The sequence below is a fragment of the Brevibacterium sediminis genome (assembly GCF_024895295.1).
Lineage (GTDB): Bacteria > Actinomycetota > Actinomycetes > Actinomycetales > Brevibacteriaceae > Brevibacterium > Brevibacterium sediminis.
Genome location: NZ_JAHQRN010000001.1, coordinates 668,612 through 692,220, shown reverse-complemented (window position 1 = coordinate 692,220; position 23,609 = coordinate 668,612). Strand labels below are relative to the sequence as shown.

Annotated in this window: 23 protein-coding genes; 16 read left to right on the top strand and 7 right to left on the bottom strand. The window is 64.6% G+C overall.

Annotated elements, in window-relative coordinates:
• Positions 1-42: 42 nt before the first annotated feature.
• Positions 43-447, bottom strand: a complete 405-nt coding sequence (locus tag KTJ89_RS03215; RefSeq protein WP_172169515.1) for a DUF3054 domain-containing protein — start codon at positions 445-447, stop codon at positions 43-45.
• A gap of 32 nt (positions 448-479) precedes the next feature.
• Between KTJ89_RS03215 and dop the strand changes: the two genes are divergently transcribed.
• From dop to KTJ89_RS03180, 7 genes are all read left to right on the top strand, one after another.
• Positions 480-2,009, top strand: coding sequence for a depupylase/deamidase Dop (gene dop / locus KTJ89_RS03210; protein WP_172169512.1), 1,530 nt, complete (start codon positions 480-482; stop codon positions 2,007-2,009).
• Positions 2,010-2,020: 11 nt separating this feature from the next.
• Entirely contained in the window at positions 2,021-2,212 is a 192-nt protein-coding gene (locus tag KTJ89_RS03205) for a ubiquitin-like protein Pup (protein WP_025778371.1), read from the top strand.
• Between the two features lies 1 nt (position 2,213).
• A complete protein-coding gene (gene prcB, locus KTJ89_RS03200; protein WP_259356765.1) occupies positions 2,214-3,011 on the top strand; it encodes a proteasome subunit beta in 798 nt (265 codons plus the stop codon).
• Positions 3,012-3,045: 34 nt separating this feature from the next.
• Complete coding sequence (gene prcA / locus KTJ89_RS03195; protein WP_172169506.1) at positions 3,046-3,735, top strand: proteasome subunit alpha; 690 nt, start codon at positions 3,046-3,048, stop codon at positions 3,733-3,735.
• Positions 3,736-5,139 carry a Pup--protein ligase gene (pafA, locus tag KTJ89_RS03190; protein ID WP_172169502.1) on the top strand — a complete coding sequence of 468 codons (1,404 nt, stop codon included), beginning with the start codon at positions 3,736-3,738 and terminating at the stop codon, positions 5,137-5,139.
• Positions 5,140-5,203: 64 nt separating this feature from the next.
• A complete protein-coding gene (locus tag KTJ89_RS03185) occupies positions 5,204-6,160 on the top strand; it encodes an FKBP-type peptidyl-prolyl cis-trans isomerase (protein ID WP_229663925.1) in 957 nt (318 codons plus the stop codon).
• Between the two features lie 42 nt (positions 6,161-6,202).
• Positions 6,203-6,577: an FKBP-type peptidyl-prolyl cis-trans isomerase gene (locus KTJ89_RS03180; protein WP_025778366.1), complete on the top strand. Its 375-nt coding sequence runs from the start codon at positions 6,203-6,205 to the stop codon at positions 6,575-6,577.
• Positions 6,578-6,716: 139 nt separating this feature from the next.
• Here the strand turns inward: KTJ89_RS03180 and KTJ89_RS03175 are convergent, their stop codons facing one another.
• On the bottom strand, positions 6,717-7,850 hold the full coding sequence (locus tag KTJ89_RS03175) for a DUF3866 family protein (RefSeq protein WP_172169499.1): 1,134 nt from the start codon (positions 7,848-7,850) through the stop codon (positions 6,717-6,719).
• A 40-nt stretch (positions 7,851-7,890) separates the two neighbouring features.
• Between KTJ89_RS03175 and KTJ89_RS03170 the strand changes: the two genes are divergently transcribed.
• From KTJ89_RS03170 to KTJ89_RS03150, 5 genes are all read left to right on the top strand, one after another.
• Entirely contained in the window at positions 7,891-8,913 is a 1,023-nt protein-coding gene (locus KTJ89_RS03170) for a helix-turn-helix transcriptional regulator (RefSeq protein WP_229663924.1), read from the top strand.
• Positions 8,897-9,784 (top strand): WYL domain-containing transcriptional regulator, encoded by an 888-nt coding sequence (locus tag KTJ89_RS03165; RefSeq protein ID WP_139467227.1) that lies wholly within the window; start codon positions 8,897-8,899, stop codon positions 9,782-9,784. Before KTJ89_RS03170 ends, KTJ89_RS03165 begins: the two co-directional genes overlap by 17 nt.
• Before the next feature lie 86 nt (positions 9,785-9,870).
• On the top strand, positions 9,871-10,152 hold the full coding sequence (gene tatA, locus KTJ89_RS03160; RefSeq protein ID WP_139467226.1) for a Sec-independent protein translocase subunit TatA: 282 nt from the start codon (positions 9,871-9,873) through the stop codon (positions 10,150-10,152).
• Entirely contained in the window at positions 10,149-10,991 is an 843-nt protein-coding gene (gene tatC / locus KTJ89_RS03155) for a twin-arginine translocase subunit TatC (RefSeq protein ID WP_308423766.1), read from the top strand. Before tatA ends, tatC begins: the two co-directional genes overlap by 4 nt.
• On the top strand, positions 10,984-13,704 hold the full coding sequence (locus tag KTJ89_RS03150) for a DEAD/DEAH box helicase (RefSeq protein ID WP_139467225.1): 2,721 nt from the start codon (positions 10,984-10,986) through the stop codon (positions 13,702-13,704). The genes tatC and KTJ89_RS03150 overlap by 8 nt, the downstream gene beginning before the upstream one ends.
• A 54-nt stretch (positions 13,705-13,758) precedes the next feature.
• Here the strand turns inward: KTJ89_RS03150 and secA2 are convergent, their stop codons facing one another.
• Together secA2 and KTJ89_RS03140 are read right to left on the bottom strand one after the other, a co-directional pair.
• The gene (secA2, locus tag KTJ89_RS03145; RefSeq protein ID WP_139908035.1) at positions 13,759-16,020 is read right to left on the bottom strand and encodes an accessory Sec system translocase SecA2; all 2,262 of its coding nucleotides are present in this window, start codon (positions 16,018-16,020) and stop codon (positions 13,759-13,761) included.
• Positions 16,021-16,062: 42 nt separating this feature from the next.
• On the bottom strand, positions 16,063-17,766 hold the full coding sequence (locus tag KTJ89_RS03140) for a 5'-3' exonuclease H3TH domain-containing protein (protein ID WP_259356764.1): 1,704 nt from the start codon (positions 17,764-17,766) through the stop codon (positions 16,063-16,065).
• A 76-nt stretch (positions 17,767-17,842) separates the two neighbouring features.
• On the opposite strand from KTJ89_RS03140, the gene KTJ89_RS03135 reads away from it, so the two are divergent.
• Entirely contained in the window at positions 17,843-18,769 is a 927-nt protein-coding gene (locus KTJ89_RS03135) for a metal-dependent hydrolase (RefSeq protein WP_172170273.1), read from the top strand.
• A 277-nt stretch (positions 18,770-19,046) separates the two neighbouring features.
• Positions 19,047-19,805 (top strand): polyprenol monophosphomannose synthase, encoded by a 759-nt coding sequence (locus KTJ89_RS03130; RefSeq protein WP_259356763.1) that lies wholly within the window; start codon positions 19,047-19,049, stop codon positions 19,803-19,805.
• 126 nt (positions 19,806-19,931) lie between these two features.
• Here the strand turns inward: KTJ89_RS03130 and KTJ89_RS03125 are convergent, their stop codons facing one another.
• Positions 19,932-20,273, bottom strand: a complete 342-nt coding sequence (locus tag KTJ89_RS03125) for an RNA polymerase-binding protein RbpA (RefSeq protein WP_098731087.1) — start codon at positions 20,271-20,273, stop codon at positions 19,932-19,934.
• Positions 20,274-20,384: 111 nt separating this feature from the next.
• Positions 20,385-21,149: a glycerophosphodiester phosphodiesterase family protein gene (locus KTJ89_RS03120; protein ID WP_139908033.1), complete on the bottom strand. Its 765-nt coding sequence runs from the start codon at positions 21,147-21,149 to the stop codon at positions 20,385-20,387.
• Between the two features lie 56 nt (positions 21,150-21,205).
• On the opposite strand from KTJ89_RS03120, the gene KTJ89_RS03115 reads away from it, so the two are divergent.
• On the top strand, positions 21,206-21,529 hold the full coding sequence (locus KTJ89_RS03115) for a hypothetical protein (RefSeq protein WP_172169490.1): 324 nt from the start codon (positions 21,206-21,208) through the stop codon (positions 21,527-21,529).
• Between the two features lie 256 nt (positions 21,530-21,785).
• Complete coding sequence (locus KTJ89_RS19240) at positions 21,786-22,622, top strand: septal ring lytic transglycosylase RlpA family protein (protein WP_172169487.1); 837 nt, start codon at positions 21,786-21,788, stop codon at positions 22,620-22,622.
• Positions 22,623-22,651: 29 nt separating this feature from the next.
• On the opposite strand, the gene KTJ89_RS03105 is transcribed toward KTJ89_RS19240, so the two are convergent.
• Complete coding sequence (locus tag KTJ89_RS03105) at positions 22,652-23,587, bottom strand: helix-turn-helix transcriptional regulator (protein WP_172169484.1); 936 nt, start codon at positions 23,585-23,587, stop codon at positions 22,652-22,654.
• Positions 23,588-23,609 lie beyond the last annotated feature (22 nt).

Below are 23,609 nucleotides of genomic sequence, written 5' to 3'. Positions count from 1 at the left end.
CGACTCGTTACCGGCAGCGCACAGGGCCGAAGGGTAAGATGCTCAACGGCTGCGCTTGCGGCGGCCCGAACCCCCGGAGACGGCCGTGGCGATGAGACGCCAACCGACCAGAGTGATGAGGTTGAGCGACGTCGCGACGATCATAAAGCTCACCGGCACCGACCCCGGATCGCCGCCGGCTCCGGTGACCCCGCGCAGGACGAGTCCGACGAGGACGGTGATCGCCCAGACCCCGGTTCCCGTGGCCAACGGAGCGATCGGCCGATCCCAGACGGCCGTGAGCAGCCAGGCGATGACGAGGGCTACGACGAACGGCCACGCTGTGGTCATCAGCCCCTGCGGATCGAAATTGTGAGAATGTGTGTAATGACCGACGATCGTGAACAGAACCACGAGGATGAGGTCGACGATCAGTGCGATGGGGAGATGAGATTTCTTCGTTGCCACGTCCCCGAGTCTAGACCTTGGAGGAGAATCAGATGCTCAGAGTCAGGCGCGTCATGGGAGCCGAGACGGAGTTCGGCCTCAGCCAGCCGGGCAATCCGCGAGCGAACCCGATGCGGGACTCGGCGCGTGTCGTCGACGCCTATGCCGGACCGCGCGGACTGAAGTCGTCCCAGAACTTCTGGGACTTCGCCACCGAGTCTCCATTGGCCGACGCCCGCGGCTTCTTCATGAACATCGCCGACGCCGACTCCTCGCAGCTGACCCATATCCCGCAGGACGACCTCGAAGCCCAGTACCTGGCGAACGTCGTCACGGAGAACGGCGCCCGCTACTACGTCGACCACGCTCATCCCGAGTACTCGTCCCCGGAAGTCCTCACTCCACGCGATATCGTCACCTTCGACCGGGCCGGCGACCTCGTCGCCCTCGAATCGGTGCGGACCCTCGAGAAGAGCGCGGAACCGGTCAATCTGTACAAGAACAACACGGACTCCAAGGGAGCCTCCTACGGCACCCATGAGAACTACCTCGTCGACCGGTCCACGGACTTCGACGACATCGTCGCGGGCCTCGTCCCGTTCTTCGTCACCCGGCAGATCCTGTGCGGATCCGGACGGGTCGGCATCGGTCGCGAAGGCGAGGGCAAGGGCTTCCAGATCTCGTCCCGCGCCGACTTCTTCGAAGCCGAAGTGGGGCTCGAGACCACCCTGCGCCGTCCCATCGTCAACACCCGGGACGAACCACATGCCGATCCCGCGAAATACCGCCGGCTGCACGTGATCATCGGCGACGCCACCCTGGCGGAGCCTGCGACGTTCGTCCGCTTCGGTTCGACCTCCCTCGTCCTCGGACTCATCGAGGCCGGGCTGGCACCGCAGATCGAACTCGCAGATGCCCTGCAGGCACTGTGGGACGTCAGCCACGACCTCACCCTCAGGGCTCCGCTGGCGCTGAGCGACGGTACGACGACAACGGCGTTGGAGATTCAAGAAGCCTTCTACTCCGCGTGCCTCGAACACGCCGATGCCGAGGATGCCGAAACTGCCGAGGTGCTCGCCGAATGGCGCCGATTCCTCGATGGGCTCTCGACCGACCCGACGACCCTGGCCGACTCCATCGACTGGGTCGCCAAATGGGTGCTGCTCGAGAGCTACCGTTCTCGTGAGGGAATCGACTGGGACCATCCGAAGCTGGCCCTCATCGACGTCCAGTACCACGATGTGCGCCCGGAGAAGGGGCTGTTCCACAAGCTCGAACGAGCCGGCCGCATCCGTCGGATGACCACCGACGCCGAGGTCGAAGCCGCCGTGGTCAACGCACCCGACGGGACCCGCGCGTTCCTGCGCTCCGTGGCGGTCAGCCGCCTCGGCGAGGATCTGGTCGCCGCCAGCTGGGACTCGCTCGTGGTCAACGCGGGAGCCCTCGGTGTGGTGCGTCTGCCCATGCACGAACCGCTCAAAGGCACCCGTGAGCTGCTTGCCGATCGGGTGGAGGGAATCGAGACCGCCGAGGGCCTGCTCAAGGCACTCGGAGTGGATAGACTGAGTTCGAAGAACGACTGAAGGAGTGTGAGATGAGCTCGCAGGAACAGGTCCAGAGAGACAAATCGTCCGGTGGGGGAGACGCCCCCGTCGATCCGCCGGAGGCCGTGCAGGGACAGATCAACACTCAGAACGTCGATTCCATCCTCGACGAGATCGACGGTGTGCTCGAGTCGAACGCGGAGGAGTTCGTCAAGAACTTCGTGCAGAAGGGCGGCCAATGAGATGGTAGGATTCCCTCCTGCATTCTTGAGTTCGACGAGCAATTCGTTCGTCGAACTCGCCCGCTCCTCGGCGCCTGAAGCGCTGCCGCACCCCGGTGTGCGGGATCTGGCCGAACAGGCCCCGGAGGGCACGACGATCATCTGCTTCCGCACCGCCTCGGGCATCCTCATGGCCGGTGACCGGAGAGCGACGATCGGCAACCTCATCGCCTCGCACTCGATGGAGAAGGTCAAAGCCGCCGACGACTACTCCGTCATCGGCATCGCCGGCACCGCCGGGGTCGCACTCGACCTCATCCGGCTCTTCCAACTCGAACTCGAACACTACGAGAAGATCGAAGGCGCCCGTCTCTCGCTCAACGGCAAAGCCAACCGCTTGGCTGCGATGCTGCGCGGAAACCTCGGGCTGGCGATGCAGGGACTCACCGTCGTCCCGCTGTTCGCCGGAGTCGACGAATCCAGACCGCAGGGTCAGATCTTCAGCTTCGACGTCACCGGCGGAAAGTACGAAGAGCACCGATTCCATTCCATCGGCTCCGGTTCCGGTTTCGCCCGCGGGGCGCTGAAGAAGCTGTGGCGGGCCGACCTCGACCACGAGCAGGCGATTGGGGTTGCCGTCGAAGCCCTCTTCGACGCCTCCGACGACGACTCGGCGACGGGCGGACCGGATTTCGTCCGGCAGATCGCCCCGACGATCTTCACCGTCGACCTCGAGAACGGGGTCACCGAGGTCGATTCGGCCACCGTCTTGGACACCGCCACCGAGGTCGTCGCCCGCCGCACGGCCACCGCCCGGTGATGACTGCGGCACCGTTACCGCGAAAGGACCGTCGATGAGTCAGGCACCGTTCTACGTCTCACCCGAACAGCTGATGAAGGACCGGGCCGACTTCGCCCGCAAGGGCATCGCCCGCGGCCGATCCGTCGTCGTCATGCGCTTCGACACAGGCATCCTGCTGCTGGCGGAGAACCCGTCACCGACACTGCACAAGATCGCTGAGATCTACGATCGCATCGGCTTCGCCGCCGTCGGCAAGTACAACGAATTCGAGACCCTGCGCCAAGCCGGAGTCCGCTACGCCGACCTGCGCGGATACTCCTACGACCGCACCGACGTCACCGCTCGCGGACTGACGAACGCGTACGCACAGACGCTGGCCGGCGTCTTCACCACCGAGTCGAAGCCGTTCGAGGTCGAACTCGTCGTCGCCGAACTCGGACTCACACCGGAGACCGACCAGCTCTACCGGCTCAGCTACGACGGATCCGTCATCGACGAGACCGAACATGTGGCCATCGGCGGTCAGGCCGATGCGATCACGGCATCCCTGGCCGGGGTGCGCAGCTCGCAGATGACTCTGCGCGAAGTATTCAACCACGGTGTGACCGCACTGGGAGCCGCGACCCAGGCGATCCTGGCCACCGACGCACTCGAGGCAGCCGTCCTCGACCGCACGACGACGAAGCTGCGGACCTTCCGCCGCCTCGACGACGCGGCGATGAGCGCACTGCGGGAGGACTGAATGGCACGCATCTACGGGCTCGAAACCGAATACGGACTCGCCCACACCGCCGACCCCGACGGACGTCGCATCGGCCCCGAGGAGATCGCCCGGTATCTCTTCCGTCCCGTCGTCGAATGGGGCCGGTCGTCGAACGTGTTCCTGCCCAACGGGTCGCGCCTCTACCTCGACGTCGGATCCCATCCGGAGTATGCGACCGCCGAATGCGATGATCTCGGGGACCTGCTCGCCCAGGACCGAGCCGGCGAAGGTCTGATGATCGACCTGCTGGACAAGGCCCAAACCGCGCTAGAAGTCGACGGCATCGGCGGACGCGTGCACATGGTCAAGAACAATACGGACGCGGCAGGCAACTCCTACGGGTCCCACGAGAACTTCCTCATCCGCCGCACCCTCGACTTCAACCGGCTGACCACGGTCCTGCTGCCCTTCCTCGTCTCGCGGCAGCTGCTCGTCGGAGCCGGAGCCGTGATCCCACGCCGTTCGGCCTTCACCCCCGACGAGGAAGCCGACCGCTCGGAGATGATGTTCGGCCTCTCCGCGCGGTCCGACGTCATGTGGGAAGGACTGTCATCGGCGACGACACGGTCGCGTCCGATCATCAACGCCCGCGACGAACCGCACGCCGATGCGGAGAAGTACCGACGGCTGCACGTCATCGTCGGTGATTCCTCGATGTCGACGGCCACCTCGGCGCTGAAGATCGGATCCGCAGTCCTCATGCTCGACCTCATCGAACAGGGCGCACGGATCCCGGAGAACGGGCTGCGCCACCCGGTGCGCGATATCAGGCTCGTCGCCCGTGATCTCACGGGACGGGTCGTGCTCGAACGCACCGACGGAACCACGACGACTCCGCTGGGACTGCTCGGCGACTACCGGGATCGGGCACAGCGGATCGTGGAGTCCGGGGAGCACAGCCTCGGCGATGATGATCTGGCCCACTACGTCATCGACCTGTGGACGCGGATGCTCACCGCCGTCGAATCGCAGGACTTCTCGACCGTGGACACGGAGATTGACTGGGTGATGAAACGCACCCTCATCGAACGGTCGCTGCAGCGCGGAATCACGGATATCGCCGATCCGCGCATCCACCGACTCGACATCGCCTTCCACGACATCACGCCCGCGACGGGGCTGTTTCCCAAGCTCGAGGCCGCGGGAATGGCGAAGAGTCTCGTCCCCGCCGAGGCAGCCGAACGAGCGAAGGACGTACCGCCAGCGAGCACACGGGCGGCGATCCGCGGCGAATTCGTCCGCTCAGCCCATGCGGCCCGTCGCGACTACACCGTCGACTGGGTGCACCTGCGCCTCAACGACGAATCCGGTCGAGCCGTCGCACTCAAGGACCCGTTCGCCACGACTCACCCGCAGGCGGAAACACTCATCGCGGGCCTGTAAGATCGCCCTGTGATTCGGTCGAGCCCCTACCCGGGCGCGGCCTCGGCGTGACGAAAGGAAACCAGTGCGCACCAAAGTGCTCAGCGCCATCGCGGCGGGCCTGTTGCTGCTCTCGGCCTGCGGGCAGGGTGATGAGTCAGAGGACTCGACCACGCCTCCGCCGTCGGTGGCCGCTCAGGACGCGAAGTCGACCAGCCTCGACGACATCACCGTCGACGGCAAGATGGGGAAGAAGCCCAAGGTCAGCTTCGAAGCACCGCTGGTCATGGACAAGACCGAGAAGAAGGTGCTCAAAGAGGGCACCGGCGACAAGGTCGCCGACGGCGAGCAGGTCACGGCACAGATGACGCTGGTCTCCGGGACGACCGGCAAGACCGTCGAATCCAGCTACGATTCGGACTCCGCCGCCGGATTCCCCATGGACAAGTCCCAGATCTCCGAAGACCTCTACAACGCACTCATCGACGTCAAGGTCGGTTCCCGCGTGATGATGTCGCTCAACGGCAGCGCCCAGCAGGGGGAGGCGTCGCAGACGCTCGTCTACGTCATCGACATCGAGGACACGAAGAAGCCGCTGACTCGCGCCGAGGGGAAGAAGGCCGATCAGTCGGACAACCCTGTGACCGTGAAGTGGGGCGACGACGGCGCCCCATCGATCTCGAAGCCGAAGGGCAAGAAGCCGACCGAGCTCGAGTCGTACACGACGATCGAAGGCAAAGGCGACGAGGTCAAGAAGGGCCAGAGCGTCGCCGTGAAGTACTCCGGCTGGCTCTGGGACGACACATCGAAGACCTTCGACTCGAACTGGAAGAAGGACGGACAGCCCTTCGTCGTCGCCCCGGTCGGCGAGGCCCAGGTCATCGACGGCTGGAACGAGGGGCTCGTCGGCAAGAAGGTCGGCGACCAGGTCGTCCTCGTCGTCCCGCCGGACAAGGGGTATGGCAAACAGGGCAGCGAACCGTCCATCCCAGGTGATGCGACCCTGATCTTCGTCGTCGACATCCTCTCGGCCCAGGGCTGAGAACGTCCGATATCTCAACAGAACCGACACCAGGAGGAACACATGAGCAAGCAGAAGCCCGAAGTCGATTTCCCCGGCGGGGACGCCCCGACCGAGCTCATCATCACCGATGATGTGATCGGCACCGGCGCCGAGGCGGGACCCGGCGACACCGTGAGCGTGCACTACGTCGGAGTCGCCCATTCCACGGGCGAGGAATTCGACGCCTCGTACAACCGCGGCACCCCGCTGGAGTTCCGCCTCGGATCCGGAATGGTCATCTCCGGCTGGGACCAGGGCATCCAGGGCATGAAGGTCGGCGGACGCCGCACCCTGCAGATCCCACCGCACCTGGCGTACGGCGATCAAGGCGCAGGCGGAGTCATCCAACCCGGAGAGTCGCTGATCTTCGTCTGCGACCTCGAGAACGTGCGCTGAGACTCAGCCAGATCATCAGCACACGCTGATCCTGACTGAGACGGCTGTGGCCGGGTTCTTCGGAACCCGGCCACATCTGTCTTCGCCGACGCGGAGGGGGATTCTGAGGAGATCAGGCGCTGACCTGTGTTCGACGCGGTCAGCGGCGGACGAGCCCGGCGGCGCAGCGGCCAGCGGCGGCTGCTGCGAGGAACGACGCCGCATCTGCGGGCAGCTTTCTGCCCATCGTCGACAGCCGGACAGGTGAAGTGCGCAGGGCTTCCCATAGCCCCGTCAGATCGATGTCGACGAGATCATGCTTCCGGAGTCGATGCAGCTGTTCGGCCACGGTCTCGGCGACGACACCGGGGTCCGGGTCCATCTCGGCTCTTTCCGCCTCGGCGAGGGTGGAGAAATCGGGCACCGGTACGGTCATCCCCGGTCGTGCGATCTCACTCAAGGGCGTCAGCGAATGATGGGAGATGCCGAAATGGCGACCGCGGGCATCGGCGTTCGACATCCGCAGCAGACCGATCGGATGCCCGCCGAGCAGAGCAGCGGCATTGAGGTGCTCTCCGGTGACCAGCCCCGAATAGCCGTACTTCGTGCCGGTGCCCAGATTCCCAGGGCCCTGAGCGACGATGGTGATATCGGCATCCATCACGTGTTTGGCCGCGAGCAGTCCCGTGTGGATGGTCACCGCTTCGAGATCTCCGCCCCAGGCCTGACCTGTGCTGATCACGCCCTGAAGCCAGCCGGCGTCCTTGAGTCCGGCGACGGCCTGAGAGAACGGGGCCGGCAGAGCCGCACCATCACTGAGCACATAAGCCACCGACAACGACGGGTCGACGGCGCGAATGCCGGCAAGTACCGCGGGCAGAGCCGAATGCAGATCGGCCACGACCACCGGCATGCCACCGAGGCTGTCCGCCTCGGCGAGGGTGGAATGATGCTGCGACTCCTGATCGTCGACGCCGAGGACCATCGTCTGCAACGGCGAATAGCGGTCCTTGACCAGATGACCGGGGCCGTCCGGGGGATCTGCCGGCAGCGCATCGGGTAGGGCGACGATGAGACCGAAGCCACCGGTGCCCAGGCGCTTCGCAAGAGCCGAGACATTGACGATGACGGTGTCCCGGTTCTGCGGTTGCCCGACGGCATCGGTGTAGGCGACCGCTCGGATGGATCTCACATCGGTGCCGGGCACGGCCTCGTCCAGTTCGACCTCGACCTCTGTGTATCCTGGCCGGGTGGAGCGAATCGCTGCGACGATTCCTTTGCGCCAATGAATCATGGTCCCAAGACTATCGCCCGGCTTAGGTTACGGTGGAATCGTGAATACACCCCGCACCAGCAGACAGAGACAGCAGACCGAACGTCTGATGAATCTGCTGATCGCCCTGCGCGCTTCCCGCGGCTGGGTGTCGCGCAAGACGCTGATGAGCGCCATCGACGGCTATTCCGGACTCGACGAGGTCGCCTTCGATCGCAAATTCTCTCGCGACAAAGAGCTGCTGCGGCACATGGGCATCACCATCGCCACCCGGGCCGAACACGATGCCTATGGCGATGCGGGGGAGACGGGGTATCGGATCTCCACCGCCGACTATGCGATGGGCGACGTCGATCTCACCCCCGCCGAGGTGGCTGCCGTGACCGTGGCCGCCGCGTTCTGGGCGGAGACCGAACTCGGGGAGTCCTCGGCTCAGGCGCTGACGAAGCTGCGTGCTCTCGGCATCGACCTCGGCCAGTCCGCCGCCGGACCGGGAAGCGTCGACCCGGGCACCGCCGCGCACCGGCTGGCCAGCGCGAACTTCGCCACGGCCCTTCACCACATCAACGCCCGCGAAGCCGTCGGCTTCCGCTACCACAAACCCGGCCAGAGCGTGAGGAAAGTGCGTCTGGAACCCTATGCGCTGCTCAGCCGCGGTGACCGCGTCTACCTCTTCGGCTTCGATCTCGATCGCGAAGCTCGCCGCACCTTCCGGCTCTCCCGTGTTGAGGGAGGGATCGCGAAGCTCAGCGGCCGTGAACCCGGCGACTATGAGATTCCCGAGGACTTCTCCCCGCAGCTGGCGCTGCAGTCGAGTTCCGAGATGGCCGTCGTCGCCGAGGCGACGCTGCGCATCCGTGCGCACCGGGCCGATCCGCTGCGCCGTCGACAGATCCGCAGCGACGGAGACGACGTGATCATCGGGTATTCCGATGTCGAGGGCCTCGCCGCTGAGATCGTCGGCTTCGGGGACGCCGTCGACGTGGTCGATCCGCCCGACCTCGTGCGTGCCGTCGACCGCCGACGCGAAACGATTCGGGACTCGCTCAACCGCTTGGGAGGCACCAGTGTCCTCAGCGCGTGAACGCCTCACCCGGCTGCTCAGCCTCGTGCCCTACCTCGACGCGCATCCGGGAGCGGACCTCGAAGAGACCGCCGCCTATTTCGGCATCGACTCCGACACCCTCATCGACGATCTGCAGCTGCTCTTCGTTACAGGTCGACCCGGACATATGCCCGATGATCTCATCGACGCCTCCTGGGAAGGCGGGCAGATATTCATCTCCAACGCCGAAGAGGTCTCCGTGCCCGTGCGGCTCAGCGCCGAGGAAGCCGGCGTCCTCGTGCTCGCGCTCGATATGCTCTCTTCCCTGCCCGGACTCGATTCCGAAGCCGTGGCCACAGCAGCATCCAAACTGCGTGTGGCGGCAGGAGAGAACCTGCGCACCGCCGTCGACGTCAGCCCCATCGATGCCGACGAAGAGCTGCTGACCGCACTGCGACAGGCTGTCGAAGAAGGCACGGCGATGAGCATCGACTACTACGTCGGCTCCCGCGACGAACTCACGACCCGGACCATCGCCCCGACCCGGCTCGTACCTGGTGCTGACTGGTACGTCGATGCCTGGTGCTACTCGGCCGGAGCACCCCGCCGCTTCGCCCTGGGGCGCATCCGTTCCTGGGAACCGGCAGCGCATCCGCCGATGTCGGTCAGTGAGTCGACGACGAGCTCTTACGAAGTCACCCTCGGTCTCGGGGCCGCGGGAGCATGGCTGGCAGATGAACTCGACGTGACGAATCGCGAGTACCTCGACGGCGGTGACACGAGCGTACGCATCCGCCTGCTCGTGCATTCGGTGGATTGGCTCAGCCGGTTCCTGCTCTGCCATGCCGATGTCATCACCGAGATCGACGACACCGAAGCCGTTGCGGCCGCCCTGCGCAGGCTCGGCTGAGACGAAGACCGCGCCCGGATGTGGATGAAAGGCTCAGCCGCAGCGCGTAGAATCATCCACAGCATCAACAATCCAAGGAGCTCCCCATGAGACCAAGTTTCGTGCAGATCGCGATCGTGATCCTCATCATCGTGATCATCTTCGGCGCACCCAAACTGCCGCAGCTGGCCCGAAGCCTGGGACAGTCGATGAAGATCTTCAAGTCCGAAGTCAAGGACCTGCGCGACGACGACGAATCCGGCAAGACCACCGAGCCGGGAGCGCTCAACCAGAACTCCTCGACCGATTCCACCACGGCCACCGGTGAAACCACTGGTACCGAGGAGTCGCGGCGAGAGAAGCAGGACCCGCAGTCTCACGAGAAGTGAAAGAGAACAGCCAGCGGAAGCCATCTCGATCACGGAAGAGCAATCCTGAGAAGAAGATGCCCGTCGTCGGGCACCTCGTCGAGTTGCGCAATCGCGTCATCATCTCCGCCATCGCCATCGCTCTGGGCGCGGTGGCAGGCTGGTTCCTCTACGACCCTGTCCTCGACATCCTCCAAGAGCCGATCCGGACGATCCGTGACAACGGCGGACGGATGGCCGAGATCAACTTCGCCGGAGTCGCCTCTCCCTTCGACCTGAAGATCAAACTCTCGTTCTTCATCGGTCTCTTCCTCTCCTGCCCCATCTGGCTCTATGAGGTCTGGGCCTTCATCGTCCCGGGACTGAAGCGCAAGGAGAAGCTGTACTCCCTCGGATTCCTCGGGGCAGCGATTCCGCTGTTCCTGGCCGGGTCGACCATGGCGTTCTTCGCTCTGCCCAATGCGGTGAAGGCACTGACCTCGTTCACCCCCGAGGGCGGCACGAACATCATCCCGGCACAGGACTATCTGAGCTTCGTGATGATCATCATCGTCGTCTTCGGACTTGCGTTCGTCCTTCCCGTGCTCATGGTGGGACTCAACATGCTCGGAATCCTGTCGGCGGAGAGGATCAAGAAATCGTGGCGCATCATCGTCATGCTCGTCTTCCTGTTCGCCGCGATCGCCACCCCGACTCCGGACGCCATGTCCATGTTCTTCCTCGTCATCCCCATGATGACCTTGTTCTGTCTGGCGTGGGTGATCTGTGTCTTCAATGATCGCCGACGTAAGAAGCGCCTCATCGCGCAGGGCCTGTGGGTCGACGAGGATGAACTGACCGACGAAGAGAAGAATGACTGACCCTACGCCGCTTTCGACCGACGCTTCTGCCGATGAACCGCTGAGCCCCTCGGCCGCCTATGCCGACTTCAAGGAGCGTGCGGAATTCGCCCGCACTCCCTTGGGACAGTTCATGGAGCGCACCGAGTTCGCCCTCGATGACTTCCAGATCGAAGCCTGCAGTCATCTGCAGGACGGCGAGGACGTGCTGGTCACAGCGCCGACCGGTGCCGGCAAGACGCTCATCGCGGAGTTCGCTGTGGAATTGGCTCGCGGCGAGGGCAAACGGGTCTTCTACACGACCCCGATCAAGGCGCTGAGCAATCAGAAGTTCAATGACCTCGCAGAGGTCCACGGGGCGGAGAACGTCGGGCTGCTCACCGGCGACACATCGATCCGCCGCGATGCGCCGATCATCGTGATGACCACCGAAGTGCTGCGCAATATGCTCTACAACGACGTGTCTGGTCTCTCGGACCTCGGCTTCGTCGTCCTCGACGAAGTCCACTACCTCGCCGACCGATTCCGCGGACCGGTGTGGGAAGAGGTCATCATCCACCTGCCGGACCGAGTGCAGATGGTGTCTCTGTCGGCGACGGTGTCGAATGTGGAGGAGTTCGGGGCCTGGCTGCGTGAAGTCCGGGGACCGACGACGATCGTGTCCACGAGCCACCGGCCGGTGCCGCTGGTCAATCACGTCCTGGTCGGCCACCGGATGTACGACCTGTTCACGCACAGCGATTCCGACCGCATCGATCCGGCACTCAACCACGCCACTCGGACACACGGGGGACCGCGGTCGAAGCGCGCACGTGCCACCCGTGCCCGATTCCGCCGTCCCAGCCGCACTCAGGTGGTGGCATCTCTCGCCGAGGCGGCCATGCTCCCGGCGATCATGTTCATCTTCTCCCGCAATGGCTGCGATGAAGCCGTCGAACAGTATCTGAGCACGGGCACCGATCTGAACTCTCGGGAGGAGAAGACGATCGTCAATGCCGCCCTCGAGTCGCTGCGCGACGATCTCGCCGACGAAGACCTCGGCATCCTCGGCTATCACACCTTCCGTGAGGGTCTGCTGCTCGGAGTTGCTGCGCACCATGCGGGGATGATCCCGCAGTTCAAACAGCTCGTCGAGGAGCTGTTCTCGCAGGGAATCATCAAGGTCGTCTTCGCCACGGAGACGCTGGCGCTGGGCATCAACATGCCTGCGCGCACCGTCGTGCTCGAAAAGCTCGTGAAGTTCAACGGCGAAGCACATGTGATGATCACCCCGGGGGAATACACCCAGTTGACCGGACGAGCCGGTCGCCGCGGAATCGACCGCATCGGCCATTCGGTCGTGGTCTGGCACCCGACCATCGAGGTCAGCGAGCTGGCAGCCTTGGCCTCGAACCGTTCCTACGCACTGAATTCGGCGTTCGGGCCGACCTACAACATGACCGCGAATCTGCTGTCGCGAATGAGTTCGGACGAGGCAGCCAAGGTGCTCGAGACCTCCTTCGCCCAGTTCCAGGCCGATAAGGCCGTCGTCGGCCTGGCCCGGAAGGTGCGCAAGAACGAAGCCACGATCGAGGCGTACGAGAAGTCGATGCACTGCGACCTCGGTGACTTCTCCGAATACGCCGGACTGCGCCGGGCGATCTCGGATACGCAGAAGCAGGAGACCCGGACGAAGTCGCGGAACAGGCAGCGCGACATCGTCGAATCCCTCACCGCTCTCAAGATCGGCGATGTCGTGACGATGCCGGCCAAACGGGTCGGCGGACGCGCAGTCATCATCTCTCCGATGAGCAACAAGGACGGTGTCTCACGACTGCCCACCGTCCTCACAGAGCAGGGCAAAGTGTGGCATCTGCGACCCCACGAGGTGACCGAACCCGTCGCCTCTCAAGGGCGCGTCCGAGTACCGAAGAAGTTCAACCACCGGCAGGCAGGCGACCGCAGGCAGCTGCTGTCCATCCTCGAATCTGCCGTTGCCGACGGCAGGGTCGATGCGGAAGCCCATTGGGAATCGACCCGAGAGCATCAGGGGGAGAGCACCACTGTCGCCGAGCTCCAAGCGCAGATGCGGGCACATCCCTGTCACGACTGCCCGGACCGGGAACTCCACGCCCGGTGGGCCAACCGTGCGGACAAACTCATCCGGGAGAACGATTCGCTCATCGCCCGGATCGAAGGCCGCACCACCTCGATCGCTCTGGTGTTCGACCGAGTCCAGGATGTGCTGCGCGGGCTCGGGTTCGATCCCGAGCACTCGACTATGCTGCGTCGGATCTACGGCGAACGGGATCTCCTGGTGGCACTGACGATCCGCGCCGGATTGTGGGACAGACTCAATGAGCCGGAACTTGCGGCGTTCGCATCGATCTTCGTCTTCCAGTCGCGCAGGGACACCCTGACCGCACATCGGGCTCCGAGCCCCGACCTCAAGGCTGTCTGCGACGAATCGGAGACGATCTGGCGTCGGCTCTTCCACCTCGAAGAACAGCATGCTCTGACCACGACTGACGAACCGGACCGTGGGCTGATCAGACCGATGTACCGGTGGACAGAAGGCAGAACCCTGTCGGAATCACTGCGGGGCAGCGATATCGCCGCCGGTGACTTCGTCAGATGGGCCAAGCAGAGCCTCGATCTGCTCGGTCAGGTCGCGGAGGTCATCGACGCGGAGACCGCAGTGCGCGTTCGTCGCACCATCGAAGCCATTCGTCGCGGAGTCGTCGCCGACTCCTGAGCGTCACCGCGTCTGCGCTCTCCGCCGGGGGAGCGCAGACGCAGCGTCTTCGTCTCAGCGGCGGACCTTCTTCACGATGTTCTCGATATCGGAGCCGAACGCGTTCTCCGTCGTCAGGTAGGTCCACGTCGACGACGGGCGTTTGAGTCCGTGCGACTCGAGGTCGATTCCCTCATCGGTGATCGTCGCTTCCTCGATCGTCGACTTCGAATCGTCGATGACATCGGACCAGAACGATGAGAAGACCCGAATCGACTCGGTGTTGAACGCCTCGTGCGGCTTCTCCCTGGCGAATGTGCGCAGGTGGATGCCCTCACGCAGATCGTTGAGGAAGGCGAGGTGATCAACCCAACGCGCGTCGAGGTGGAAGAGCATGACCTCTCGCAGCACCGAGTCCAGCAGCTCGTCGGAGTGGTCCTGCGCGATCTCATCGGCACGGTCGCCGAGCTCCTTGCGCAGCTGCTCGACGGGCTCGTCGTCCTTGCGGATCTCGGCTCGGCGCTCGAGGACGAGCTCGCGCTGTTTGGCCATGAGCTCGTTGAAGCGCCAGGTGTCACGATGCAGTGCGGTGTTCTGTCCCTCAGCGATGCGCTGAGCGTGTTCGACGAGGCCGAGCGCGCGCTTGGATTCGATGAGACCCGTCTCATCACCTTCGGAGACGAAGCGTTGGATCTCGGGAACCCTGGTGACCAGTTCGTCTTCGAGGCTGGTGAAGAACACGGACGTGCCGGGATCGCCCTGACGACCTGCGCGACCGCGCAGCTGGTCATCGAGTCGCGATGACGGATAGCGACCGGCGCCGATGACGAGGAGGCCCCCGGCGTCAGCGACCTCGTCGTCGGCCAGTCGGATGTCCGTCCCGCGTCCGGCCATCTGCGTCGACACCGTCACCGCGCCAGGTGCACCTGCTTTCGCGATGATCTCTGCTTCCCGGGAATCGTCCTTAGCGTTGAGGACGGCGACGTCGATTCCGCGTTCGGTCAGCCGTTCGGCCAACGACTCGCTCTCGGCCACCGAGGAGGTGCCGATGAGAACGGGACGGCTGCGGGCATGATGGTCGGCGACCTCTTCGACGATCGCTCGTTCCTTCGACTCCTGATAGGTGAACAGGCGGTCGGGTTCGTCGACGCGGATCACGGGCAGGTGCGTATCGATGGGCACGATCTCCAGCCCATAGAATTCGCGCAGATCGTCCCCGACGGCCAGGGCGGTGCCGGTCATTCCGCAGACGGTCTGATATCCGTGGATGAGCTCTTCGACCGTCATCTGGTCGAGGATCTCACCGCTGTCGGTGGCGTCGAGGCTCTCCTTGGCTTCGACCGCGGCTTGGAGTCCATCCGGCCAGCGCTGAAGTTCGGCGACGCGACCTCGGGACGAGGAGATGAGTTTGATCCGTCCATCGACGACGAGATAGTCGACGTCGCGTCTGACCAGCGCTCGGGCGTGGAGTGCCAGATTGACGGCGGCGAGCGTCTCGGAGTCCTCTCCGAAGAGTTCGACGTCGAGTTCCTCCTCGACCCGGTCGACTCCGGCGTCGGTGAGTGAGACGGCGTGCCTGTCGGCGCTGACCTCATAGTCGGTGTCAGGGCTGAGCCGGGACACGAGCGCTGCGATCGCGGCGTCGGTGTCCTGGACACTGGAAGAACCGGCGAGGACGAGTGGCACACGCGCCTCGTCGATGAGGACGGAGTCGGCCTCATCGACGATGACGACATCGCGTTCGGGCACCCGCTGATCGGCATCCTCGGTGAGGAACCGGTCACGGAGGACATCGAAGCCGACCTCGGTGACCGAGGCGTAGACGACCTCGGAGCGGTAGGCTTCACGGCGTTCGTCGTCGCCCTGCGCGCCGGAGATCGCGGCTGACTTCACTCCGAGGAGGTCGAACAGGGGCTTCATCCAGTTGCGGTCACGGACGGCGAGGTAGTCGTTGACGCTGACGACGTGCACGCGTCGCCCCTGCAGTGCGTAGCCGGCTGCGGCCAGCGCACCGACGAGAGTCTTGCCCTCACCGGTGGCCATCTGCACGATGCTGCCCTGCAGCAGCCCGACGAGTCCGCGAAGCTGTGTGTCATAGGCGCGTTCGTCCAGCACCCGCTCACCGGCTTCGCGCGCCAGAGCACAGTAGCGGATGAGAGTCTGCTGCTGTGTGCCCGAGCCGAAGACCTCGCCGGCGGCCTCCGTGATTTCGGCATCGCTGAGTTCGGAGAATTCGCGCCCGGCCGCGTCCAGATCGTCGACGGCGCGCTCGAACCAACCTGTCGTCTTCTCCGCATGAGAGCCGGGTCGGTTGAGCAGGCGAGAAAAGAATCCCATTGTCGTCCTTCGTCGTTTGTACGTCGATGTCGAGTCTAGCGTTCAGGACATGGGCCACGAACCGTCGACGACGGCCTCGGCGTTGCCCTTCTTCCGCAGCCAGGCCTGCAGCCCTGCCGCCTGTGAGCGCTTCCAATCGGCCTGTGCGGCCATGATCTCATCGTTGCTCATCGCTGAGATTTCCGTCGACTTCTCGGCCAATGCTCGGGAAATGTCCAGAGCGGCCAGAGCGTCGGCGGCAGCATCATGGGCGTCGAGGAGTTCGACGCGGTAGCTCTTCGCCGTCTCGATGAGCGTCCGTTTGCCCTTGCGGTAGGGATCGATGTGCTTGTCGACGACGAAGGTGTCGACGATCGTCGGGATGATCGAAGGGAAATCGATGTCCGGGCGGTGGCGGGCCACCTCGGCGGCCATCACACTGAGGTCGTAGACGACGTTGTGTCCGACGACGACGGCGCCCTCTTCTCTCAGTGCGGCGAATTCTGCGCACAGCTCGCTGATGACCTGAGTGGCGGCCGCTCCGTTGGCCTGAGCGAATTCGGTGGTGATGCCGTGGACCGCCCGCGCCGACTCTGGGATCTCGATCCCCGGATCGGCCAGCCACGTGCGCACCTGATCCGCCGAGTCGACGAAGGCGGCGGTGACGATTCGGGCGGTGGCCGGTTCGACTCCGGTGGTCTCGAGGTCGAAGCCGACGAGCCGCGACTGAGCCCACGAACCGTCGGTCCCGTTCCGTACTGTTGACTCAGCTGACTCGGCAGACTCGGGTGACGCGGACGCCGTCGCTGTGCGCCCAGGTGCCGCGGAGTGTGCGGAGGCCGCACCGGCGGTCCCCGACACGGATTCGAGAGCACTGGTGAGATTGTCGACGGAGCGGCGGATGTTCTGCCCCTCGGCCGCAGCTTCGACCCCGGCGCGGTCGAAGCTGTTCGGGACGCGGTCGAGGTCGATGCCGTGCTCGACGTCGGTCAGGCAGCGCATGACCTCCAGAGTCTTGTAGAGACTCTCCTCGACCTCGATGATCGTTGCGGCTCGCTTCGGACTGAGCCCGCCGGTCTTCACCCCGGCCTTGGCGGCCTTGACGATCGATTCGAGGGAGCCGAAGTTCTCCAGCAGCGTCGCGGCGGTCTTCTCCCCGATACCGGGTGCTCCGGGAAGCCCGTCGGACGGATCGCCGCGCAGAGCGGCGAGCTCGCGATAGCGGGCGCCGTCGGGCACTCCGTAGGCGGTCGGAAGGTCGGTCTGTGCCAGGGCTTCCCACTCGCCGCCTTTCCGGGGGCGCAGTACGCTGACTTCGGCGGACGAGTCGAGCAGAGCCAACAGATCGCGGTCGGGGGAGACGATGATCACAGGGGTTTTCGACTGGGCAGCCATCGTGGCGATGACGTCATCGGCTTCGGTCCCGGCCACCTCGGCGATGGGAATCCCCGCGGCTGTGAGGACGCGGTTCATGATGGGCAGCTGCACGGCCAGCTCAGGTGGGATCTCCGTGCCGGCTTCTTCGTCCTTGACGCGTGCCGCCTTGTACTCGGGCATGATCGCGGTGCGGAAGGCCGGACGCCAATCCGCGTCCATCGTCGCGATCACACGATCGGTGTCGAACCGGCGCACCATCTGCGCGACGGTGTCGAGCACCCCTCGAACGGCGTTGACCGGGTGACCGTCGGCATTGACGATCGAATCCGGCACCGAATAGAAGGCGCGGTAGTACAGGGCTGGAGTATCGAGCAGAACCAAGGGCTTCACATCAGGTGACGATACCCGACCCTCCTGACACAGGTGTAGCCGCAACGGCCGACGGTGTAGCCTGTCGGCTGTGACTATGTACTTTGGTGGAGATGTTTACAGCAGTGTCGACCCGTTTGCGACGGCGCTGGGATATGCGGACGGAAAGGTCTCATTCATCGGTTCCGATGAAGCGGCCAAGGCTCTGGACCCGGAGGCGATCGACCTCGGTGAGGACTTCCTCACCCCGGGCTTCGTCCATGCCGGGCTGATCGTGGACGACTCGGCCCCGTCGGCCGCCGACCTGTACGCACAGGGGTTCACCCATGTGCACGCGATCGGCACCGCCGAGGCGGTCGCCCGGTTCGCCGCCGACGCTCCGGAGGCACTGTCGATCGTCGACTACCCGCAGCTGGAGTCCGGCTCCTTCGGAACCCGTCGGGCCTCGATCACCGCCGCTGACCTGCTCGGACTCGAGGAGCTGCCGGCACTGAGCCTCTTCATCCTCGTCGCCTCGGACGACCAGCTCACCGAGGTGCTCGAGACCCTGCGGGCCGATGCCGCACATGCCCAACGCCACGGGTACCGTCTGCGCCTGGACTTCGCCGTTCCGGACGATCAGGTCCAAGCCCTCGGCCGCAGCGGAATCGCCATCACCCTCGACCCGGCTCGCCCGCAGCCCTTGGCACAGCTGCTCGCCGCCGGAGCGCAGGTGTCCTTCAGCCATTCCGAAACCTCGCCCTGGGCAGGAGTGCGGGATGCCGTCGTCGGCGACGGAGGAATCGGCGCCCGTGCGGCCTTCAACGCTGCCACCCGCTTCGCCCACCGGGCGGCCGGAAATCCCGAAGGCGGAGTGCTCGCCCCCGGTGCCGATGCCGATATCGTGCGCTGGAAGGTCGAACGGCTCGTCGTCCAGGTCGCCGACCCGCGCGTCGCAGCCTGGAGCACCGATCCGCGGTCGGGAACACCGGGGCTGCCCGAACTGTCTCCCGATGTGGCGCTGCCCACCCGGGTGGAACTCTGATCTGAAACCGATGCTTCGGCCTGTCCAGCCGACACGCCGATGGACTGAAAATTCCGGTTTTTCATTTGAGCCTCTGACCTGCAGTTTCAGCCATCAGCCCAGGTCACAGCGATTTTGCAAAGTCTCCGGCGGCCACTAGATTCGACGTGAACATTCCGCTTGACGTGGGATGGAGTCGGCACTCCCGTCAATAGATAACTCGCTGTTGCGGCAGCGTGGTCCGAAGGCGGGGGTGTCGACTCATTGTCTGGGGCGACTTCCGCGTATCGTGGAGTCCGTGCTTTCCAAGATTCTTGTCGTCATCCCCACTTTCAACGAACGTCTCGCCCTCCCCGTGACATTGGCCGGACTGTTCGAACAGCAGCCCGAAGTCGACGTCCTCATCGTCGACGACGGCTCTCCCGATGGAACCGGCGTGTGGGCCGATGAGCAGGCTGAGAAGGATCCCCGCATTAACGTCCTCCACCGCAGCGAGAAGTCAGGGCTCGGAATGGCCTATATCGCTGGATTCGAATGGGCATTGGAACGCGACTACGAGATCATCTGCGAGTTCGATGCCGATGGTTCTCACCGCTCCCTCGACCTGGGGCAGCTGCTCGACGCCGCGGGAGAAGGACGAGGAGACCTCATCATCGGCTCACGGTGGGTGCCCGGCGGCGAGATCGTCGATTGGCCGAAGTCGAGATACTTCCTCTCCCGCGGCGCGAACGTCTACGTCAACGCTGTCATGGGTCTGGGAGTCAAAGATGCGACCGCCGGCTTCCGCGCGTACAACCGCGCTGTGCTCGAGGCACTCGATCTCTCCGGTGTGCAGTCGCAGGGATACTGCTTCCAGATCGACATGACCTACCGCACCGTCGAAGCTGGCTTCCGCGTCGCCGAGGTGCCCATCGTCTTCGTCGAACGCGAGCTCGGTGAATCGAAGATGAGCGGCTCGATCATCACCGAAGCGTTCACGAAGGTTGCGAGTTGGGGCCTGACCCGCCGCCGCAGTCAGCTGCGCCGCCTGCTGACCCGTTCCACCCCCACCACCTAAATTCCCCTCTTACTACCTGACGGCGGCCCAGCAACTTCGCGCGAGGTTGCTAGGCCGCCGTCAGGTAGCAATAAGGGGTGCAGGTCGGTTGACCTGCACCCCTTGTGTGCTCTTGTTGTGGTTATATCAGCTCTGGGCCGGAACCTCACCGCGACGGATTGCGAGGCGCTCGTCGAGGAGCACCTGGAGTTCGTCGAAGGATCGGCGTTCCAGGAGCATGTCCCAGTGGGAACGCACATGCTTGACGGGCTCGCCATCGGGTTCATTGACCCCGACGCGGACGCCGATGCCGTGGATTCCCGAATCCCAGGTCGAGGGAACCTCGGCTTCGATGGAGAACGGCACCTTGAAACGGGTCCCGTCTTCGCATTCGAATTCGACCATCTGGCGGGGTGCCGGCTCGACGCCCTCTTCGGTTTCGAGGCTGCGCGAGCCCAACTGTGTTCCGCGGAGACTGCGTTCGCTCATATCTAAGACCTTCCGACTCGACTGCACACCTTGGACGCAATGTAACAGTCTACCGTGCTCGAATATTCCTCGCCGACCGGGAGTGATCCATTCCTCGACCGGAATCTCGACTCAGCCGTGTCGGCCAGCGAGCACGTCGAGGCCGAGCTCGACATCATCGGTGACGATCCCGTCGACTCCTTGATCGAGCAGCGTCCGCATCGTCGCCTCGTCATTGACCGTCCAGACGTGGACGAGCAGACCTGACCGGTGAGCCCGGTCGACGAAGTCCGCTGTGACTACGGGGATCCGTCTGAACGAGACCGGAACCTGGAGAGCGTCGGCTCCGGGCGGGAGGGGAGCAACCCCATGATCGGGAATTCCCGGCAGTCGGCCGAGGGCGAAGAGGGCGGTCTCCGTCGTCCCCGTCGACGTCCGCACACCGGGCAGAGCTATGCGCAGCCGTCGGAGCGTTGCGGAATCGAAGGAAGCGAGGCGGATGCGGTCGGCGGCATGGAAATTGTGAACGAAGCGGATCATCGGGCCGATGCTGTGGGCGGCTTTGACATCGATGTTCCATCGCACGTCCGGCAGTGCTTCCACCAGCGTCTCGAGGCGGGGGAGTCGACCGCCCGCGAGGAGTTCGACTCGGTCGAGCTCGGCTGCCGGCAGTTCCCGAATGGTGTGGCCCAGCCCGGCGATGCGATTGAGGTCGGCATCGTGTGCGGCGAAGAGGATGCCGTCAGCGGAGGCGTGGACATCGGTCTCCATCCACTTGACTCCGGCCGACGCCGCAGCGGCGAAGGCCTCGAGGGTGTTTTCGCTCATCCCCGGCCAGAGGCCGCCTCGGTGCGCGATGATCTCTGGGTCCGCGATGACCTCCCGCTGGGAATTCATGGTCCAATCCTAACCAGGGTGTTGATTTCGCCGAGGCTGTGTTCAAGGATGGAGCCATGAGCTCACACCGCGAACCCATCGAACCCGACGACGTCATCGACGCAACCGCGAAGACCCCGACAGAACGCGCCCGCCGGGCCGCCGGACGCGCATACAGCGTCGCGAGCACAGGTGTGAAGAATGTGCGTGAGGCGGCCTCGACCTCCCGCCTCATCGAAGCCACCGAGAACGGCGTCAACCGTGCACTGGGTTCCGTTTCGCACGCGATCGATGACGCTGTGCGCAGCGGCAAGGTCGAACGAGCCTTCGACCGGGCACAGGAGACCGTGACGACAGGAGCCGACGGTGTCCGAAAACTGGTGACGCGCAAGTCCCGCTGACCATCACCGGCTCGCCAGGACCGCCTTGCGTTTCTCGCATCCGTCGAGGTTCCGAGGACCAGCGGCACACGGACATGCTGTCGTGAGCAGGATCTCAGCGATGTGGCACACCGTTCGGGTGTGCCACATTGCTTTTGTAACAGTTCCTTAACTAGAATCTGTGAAGGTAACGATCAGATAACTTGGAGTTTCTCCTCGAGCGCACTTTTGCGAGAGGTCTTCCCGTTGCATCTCCGAGTTGCCGAGACACTTTCTGATGACGACGAGGAACACCACTGTGGGCAGACACTCAGCACCGAGCACCAAGAAGACCGGTTCGATCTTCTCAGCGCTGACGGCGAAGAAGAAGACCGGACGCCACGCACCGACCGGCCGCCCGAACACCGCTGGGGGAGTGCTGGCAGCAGTCCGCACCCGTCCGGTGCTCTCCGCCTTCATCGTGCCGACGGCCGCAACGGCAGCCGTCGTCGCTTCGAGCCTTGCAATGGTGCCCGATGGTGCCTCCACGGGCGGCCAGGTCGTGGCCGAAGCGCCGGCCGAAGCCCCCGCTGTCGCCGTCTCCGAGCCGACGAAGGCCGCGGATGAATTCCTCGCCAAGGCGAAGAAGCAGGCCAAGGAGAAGCCCGCAGAAGTCACGATCGACACTCATATCGAGACGCCCAGCCCTGAGCCGTCGAAGACCGCTGACAAAAAGGATCAGGGCTCGTCCGGCGGCGGAGAATCCTCTGGCGACGAGGGCTCGTCCGGCGGGTCCGCTGATGAGAACGACGGACCGTCGAACTCCGGCAAGTCGGCCGGCGAGTCCGGCAGCTGCCCGATGTCCTACTACGGCGGCGGTGACGGATTCGACGGGAAACAGACCGCAAACGGCGAGATCTTCGATACGAACAAGCTCACCGCGGCCCATAAGACTCTGCCGTTCGGCTCCAAGGTGAAAATCACGAACAGCGCGAACGGAAAGTCCGTGACGGTGCGGGTCAACGACCGCGGCCCCTACCACGGCAATCGGTGCTTCGACCTGTCCAAAGCCGCCATGGAGGCCGTCGGCGGTGTCGGCGCCGGGCAGATCAACGGCAAGTACGAAGTGCAGTGACCCGGGCGGTGAGCTGCTGACTGCTCACGTCACTCATTGAGCTCCGCCGCGGCCCATGCATGATCGTGCAGGACGCGGCGGAGCTGTTTTGGCGAGAGGACTTCGACCCCGGGCACGGTGACGAGCTGGCTGACGGCCACCCCGGCGGGTTCCATGGGAAGGTCGATCTCGATGGTGTCGCGATCCGTCCGCCCCGTGTTGATGGCGTCCTCGGTGAGTCGGCCCGGAATCGCGCGCTTAAGGTCGTCGATCTGGGCCACGGGCAGCCGCAGTCTCACGAGTATCCGACGAATCGAAGCATCGAATTCAGCCTGCGCCCCCGTCCAGTAGTCCGCGAGGTCGAAAGAAGGCGGGGGAGTGCAGTGGAGGAATCGCAGCTCGGCCGAGCCGATCCGTGAAACTCGATACGTTCGGGGACTGCCTCCCGGCGGCTGCGCCGCGAGATACCAGCGACCGGCCTTGACGACGAGTCCCAGAGGCAGCAGTGTGCGCGATCGCAGACCGTTCCGTCCGCGATATGTGACCTGCAGTCCCCGCTGAGTGCGCAGTGCGGTGACGATGGTGTCGAGCTGCTCGGGATCCTCCTTGGCCATGAACCAATCCGGCCCGTCGACGAGGATGAGCTGCGAGAATGCCGATGACGATTCGGCGAGGACTTTCGCTCGGGCCGTGGCCAACGCGGACGAGAAGCCGAGATCGGCCGCGGCAGGGGAGCCGATGAGGAGAGAGTCGAGTTCGTCCCGGGTCAGACCCGCCACAGGCGAGACCCAGTCGCCGAGGAGGCTGATCCCGCCGCCGGGCCCCGCCTCGGTGATGACGGGCACGCCCATCCGCGACAGCTCACCGAGGTCACGGTAGATCGTCCGCTCGGTGACCTCGAGACGTCGCGCGAGATCGGATGCCGTGAGCGGCCGAGAACGCGCACCGAGGATGACGATCTCCGAAACGAGGCGAGCAGCTTTCATAATTCCGAGAATAATGAAGGAC

Excerpts from the sequence above, each read along its gene's own strand:
- pafA (WP_172169502.1), top strand. The coding sequence starts at position 3,736 with ATGGCACGCATCTACGGGCTCGAAACCGAATACGGACTCGCCCACACC.
- KTJ89_RS03135 (WP_172170273.1), top strand. The coding sequence starts at position 17,843 with ATGTACTTTGGTGGAGATGTTTACAGCAGTGTCGACCCGTTTGCGACG.
- KTJ89_RS03115 (WP_172169490.1), top strand. The coding sequence starts at position 21,206 with ATGAGCTCACACCGCGAACCCATCGAACCCGACGACGTCATCGACGCA.
- KTJ89_RS03150 (WP_139467225.1), top strand. The coding sequence starts at position 10,984 with ATGACTGACCCTACGCCGCTTTCGACCGACGCTTCTGCCGATGAACCG.
- KTJ89_RS19240 (WP_172169487.1), top strand. The coding sequence starts at position 21,786 with ATGACGACGAGGAACACCACTGTGGGCAGACACTCAGCACCGAGCACC.
- tatA (WP_139467226.1), top strand. The coding sequence starts at position 9,871 with ATGAGACCAAGTTTCGTGCAGATCGCGATCGTGATCCTCATCATCGTG.
- KTJ89_RS03180 (WP_025778366.1), top strand. The coding sequence starts at position 6,203 with ATGAGCAAGCAGAAGCCCGAAGTCGATTTCCCCGGCGGGGACGCCCCG.
- KTJ89_RS03205 (WP_025778371.1), top strand. The coding sequence starts at position 2,021 with ATGAGCTCGCAGGAACAGGTCCAGAGAGACAAATCGTCCGGTGGGGGA.
- prcB (WP_259356765.1), top strand. The coding sequence starts at position 2,214 with ATGGTAGGATTCCCTCCTGCATTCTTGAGTTCGACGAGCAATTCGTTC.
- prcA (WP_172169506.1), top strand. The coding sequence starts at position 3,046 with ATGAGTCAGGCACCGTTCTACGTCTCACCCGAACAGCTGATGAAGGAC.
- KTJ89_RS03105 (WP_172169484.1), bottom strand. The coding sequence starts at position 23,587 with ATGAAAGCTGCTCGCCTCGTTTCGGAGATCGTCATCCTCGGTGCGCGT.
- secA2 (WP_139908035.1), bottom strand. The coding sequence starts at position 16,020 with ATGGGATTCTTTTCTCGCCTGCTCAACCGACCCGGCTCTCATGCGGAG.
- KTJ89_RS03120 (WP_139908033.1), bottom strand. The coding sequence starts at position 21,149 with ATGAATTCCCAGCGGGAGGTCATCGCGGACCCAGAGATCATCGCGCAC.
- dop (WP_172169512.1), top strand. The coding sequence starts at position 480 with ATGCTCAGAGTCAGGCGCGTCATGGGAGCCGAGACGGAGTTCGGCCTC.
- KTJ89_RS03125 (WP_098731087.1), bottom strand. The coding sequence starts at position 20,273 with ATGAGCGAACGCAGTCTCCGCGGAACACAGTTGGGCTCGCGCAGCCTC.
- KTJ89_RS03175 (WP_172169499.1), bottom strand. The coding sequence starts at position 7,850 with ATGATTCATTGGCGCAAAGGAATCGTCGCAGCGATTCGCTCCACCCGG.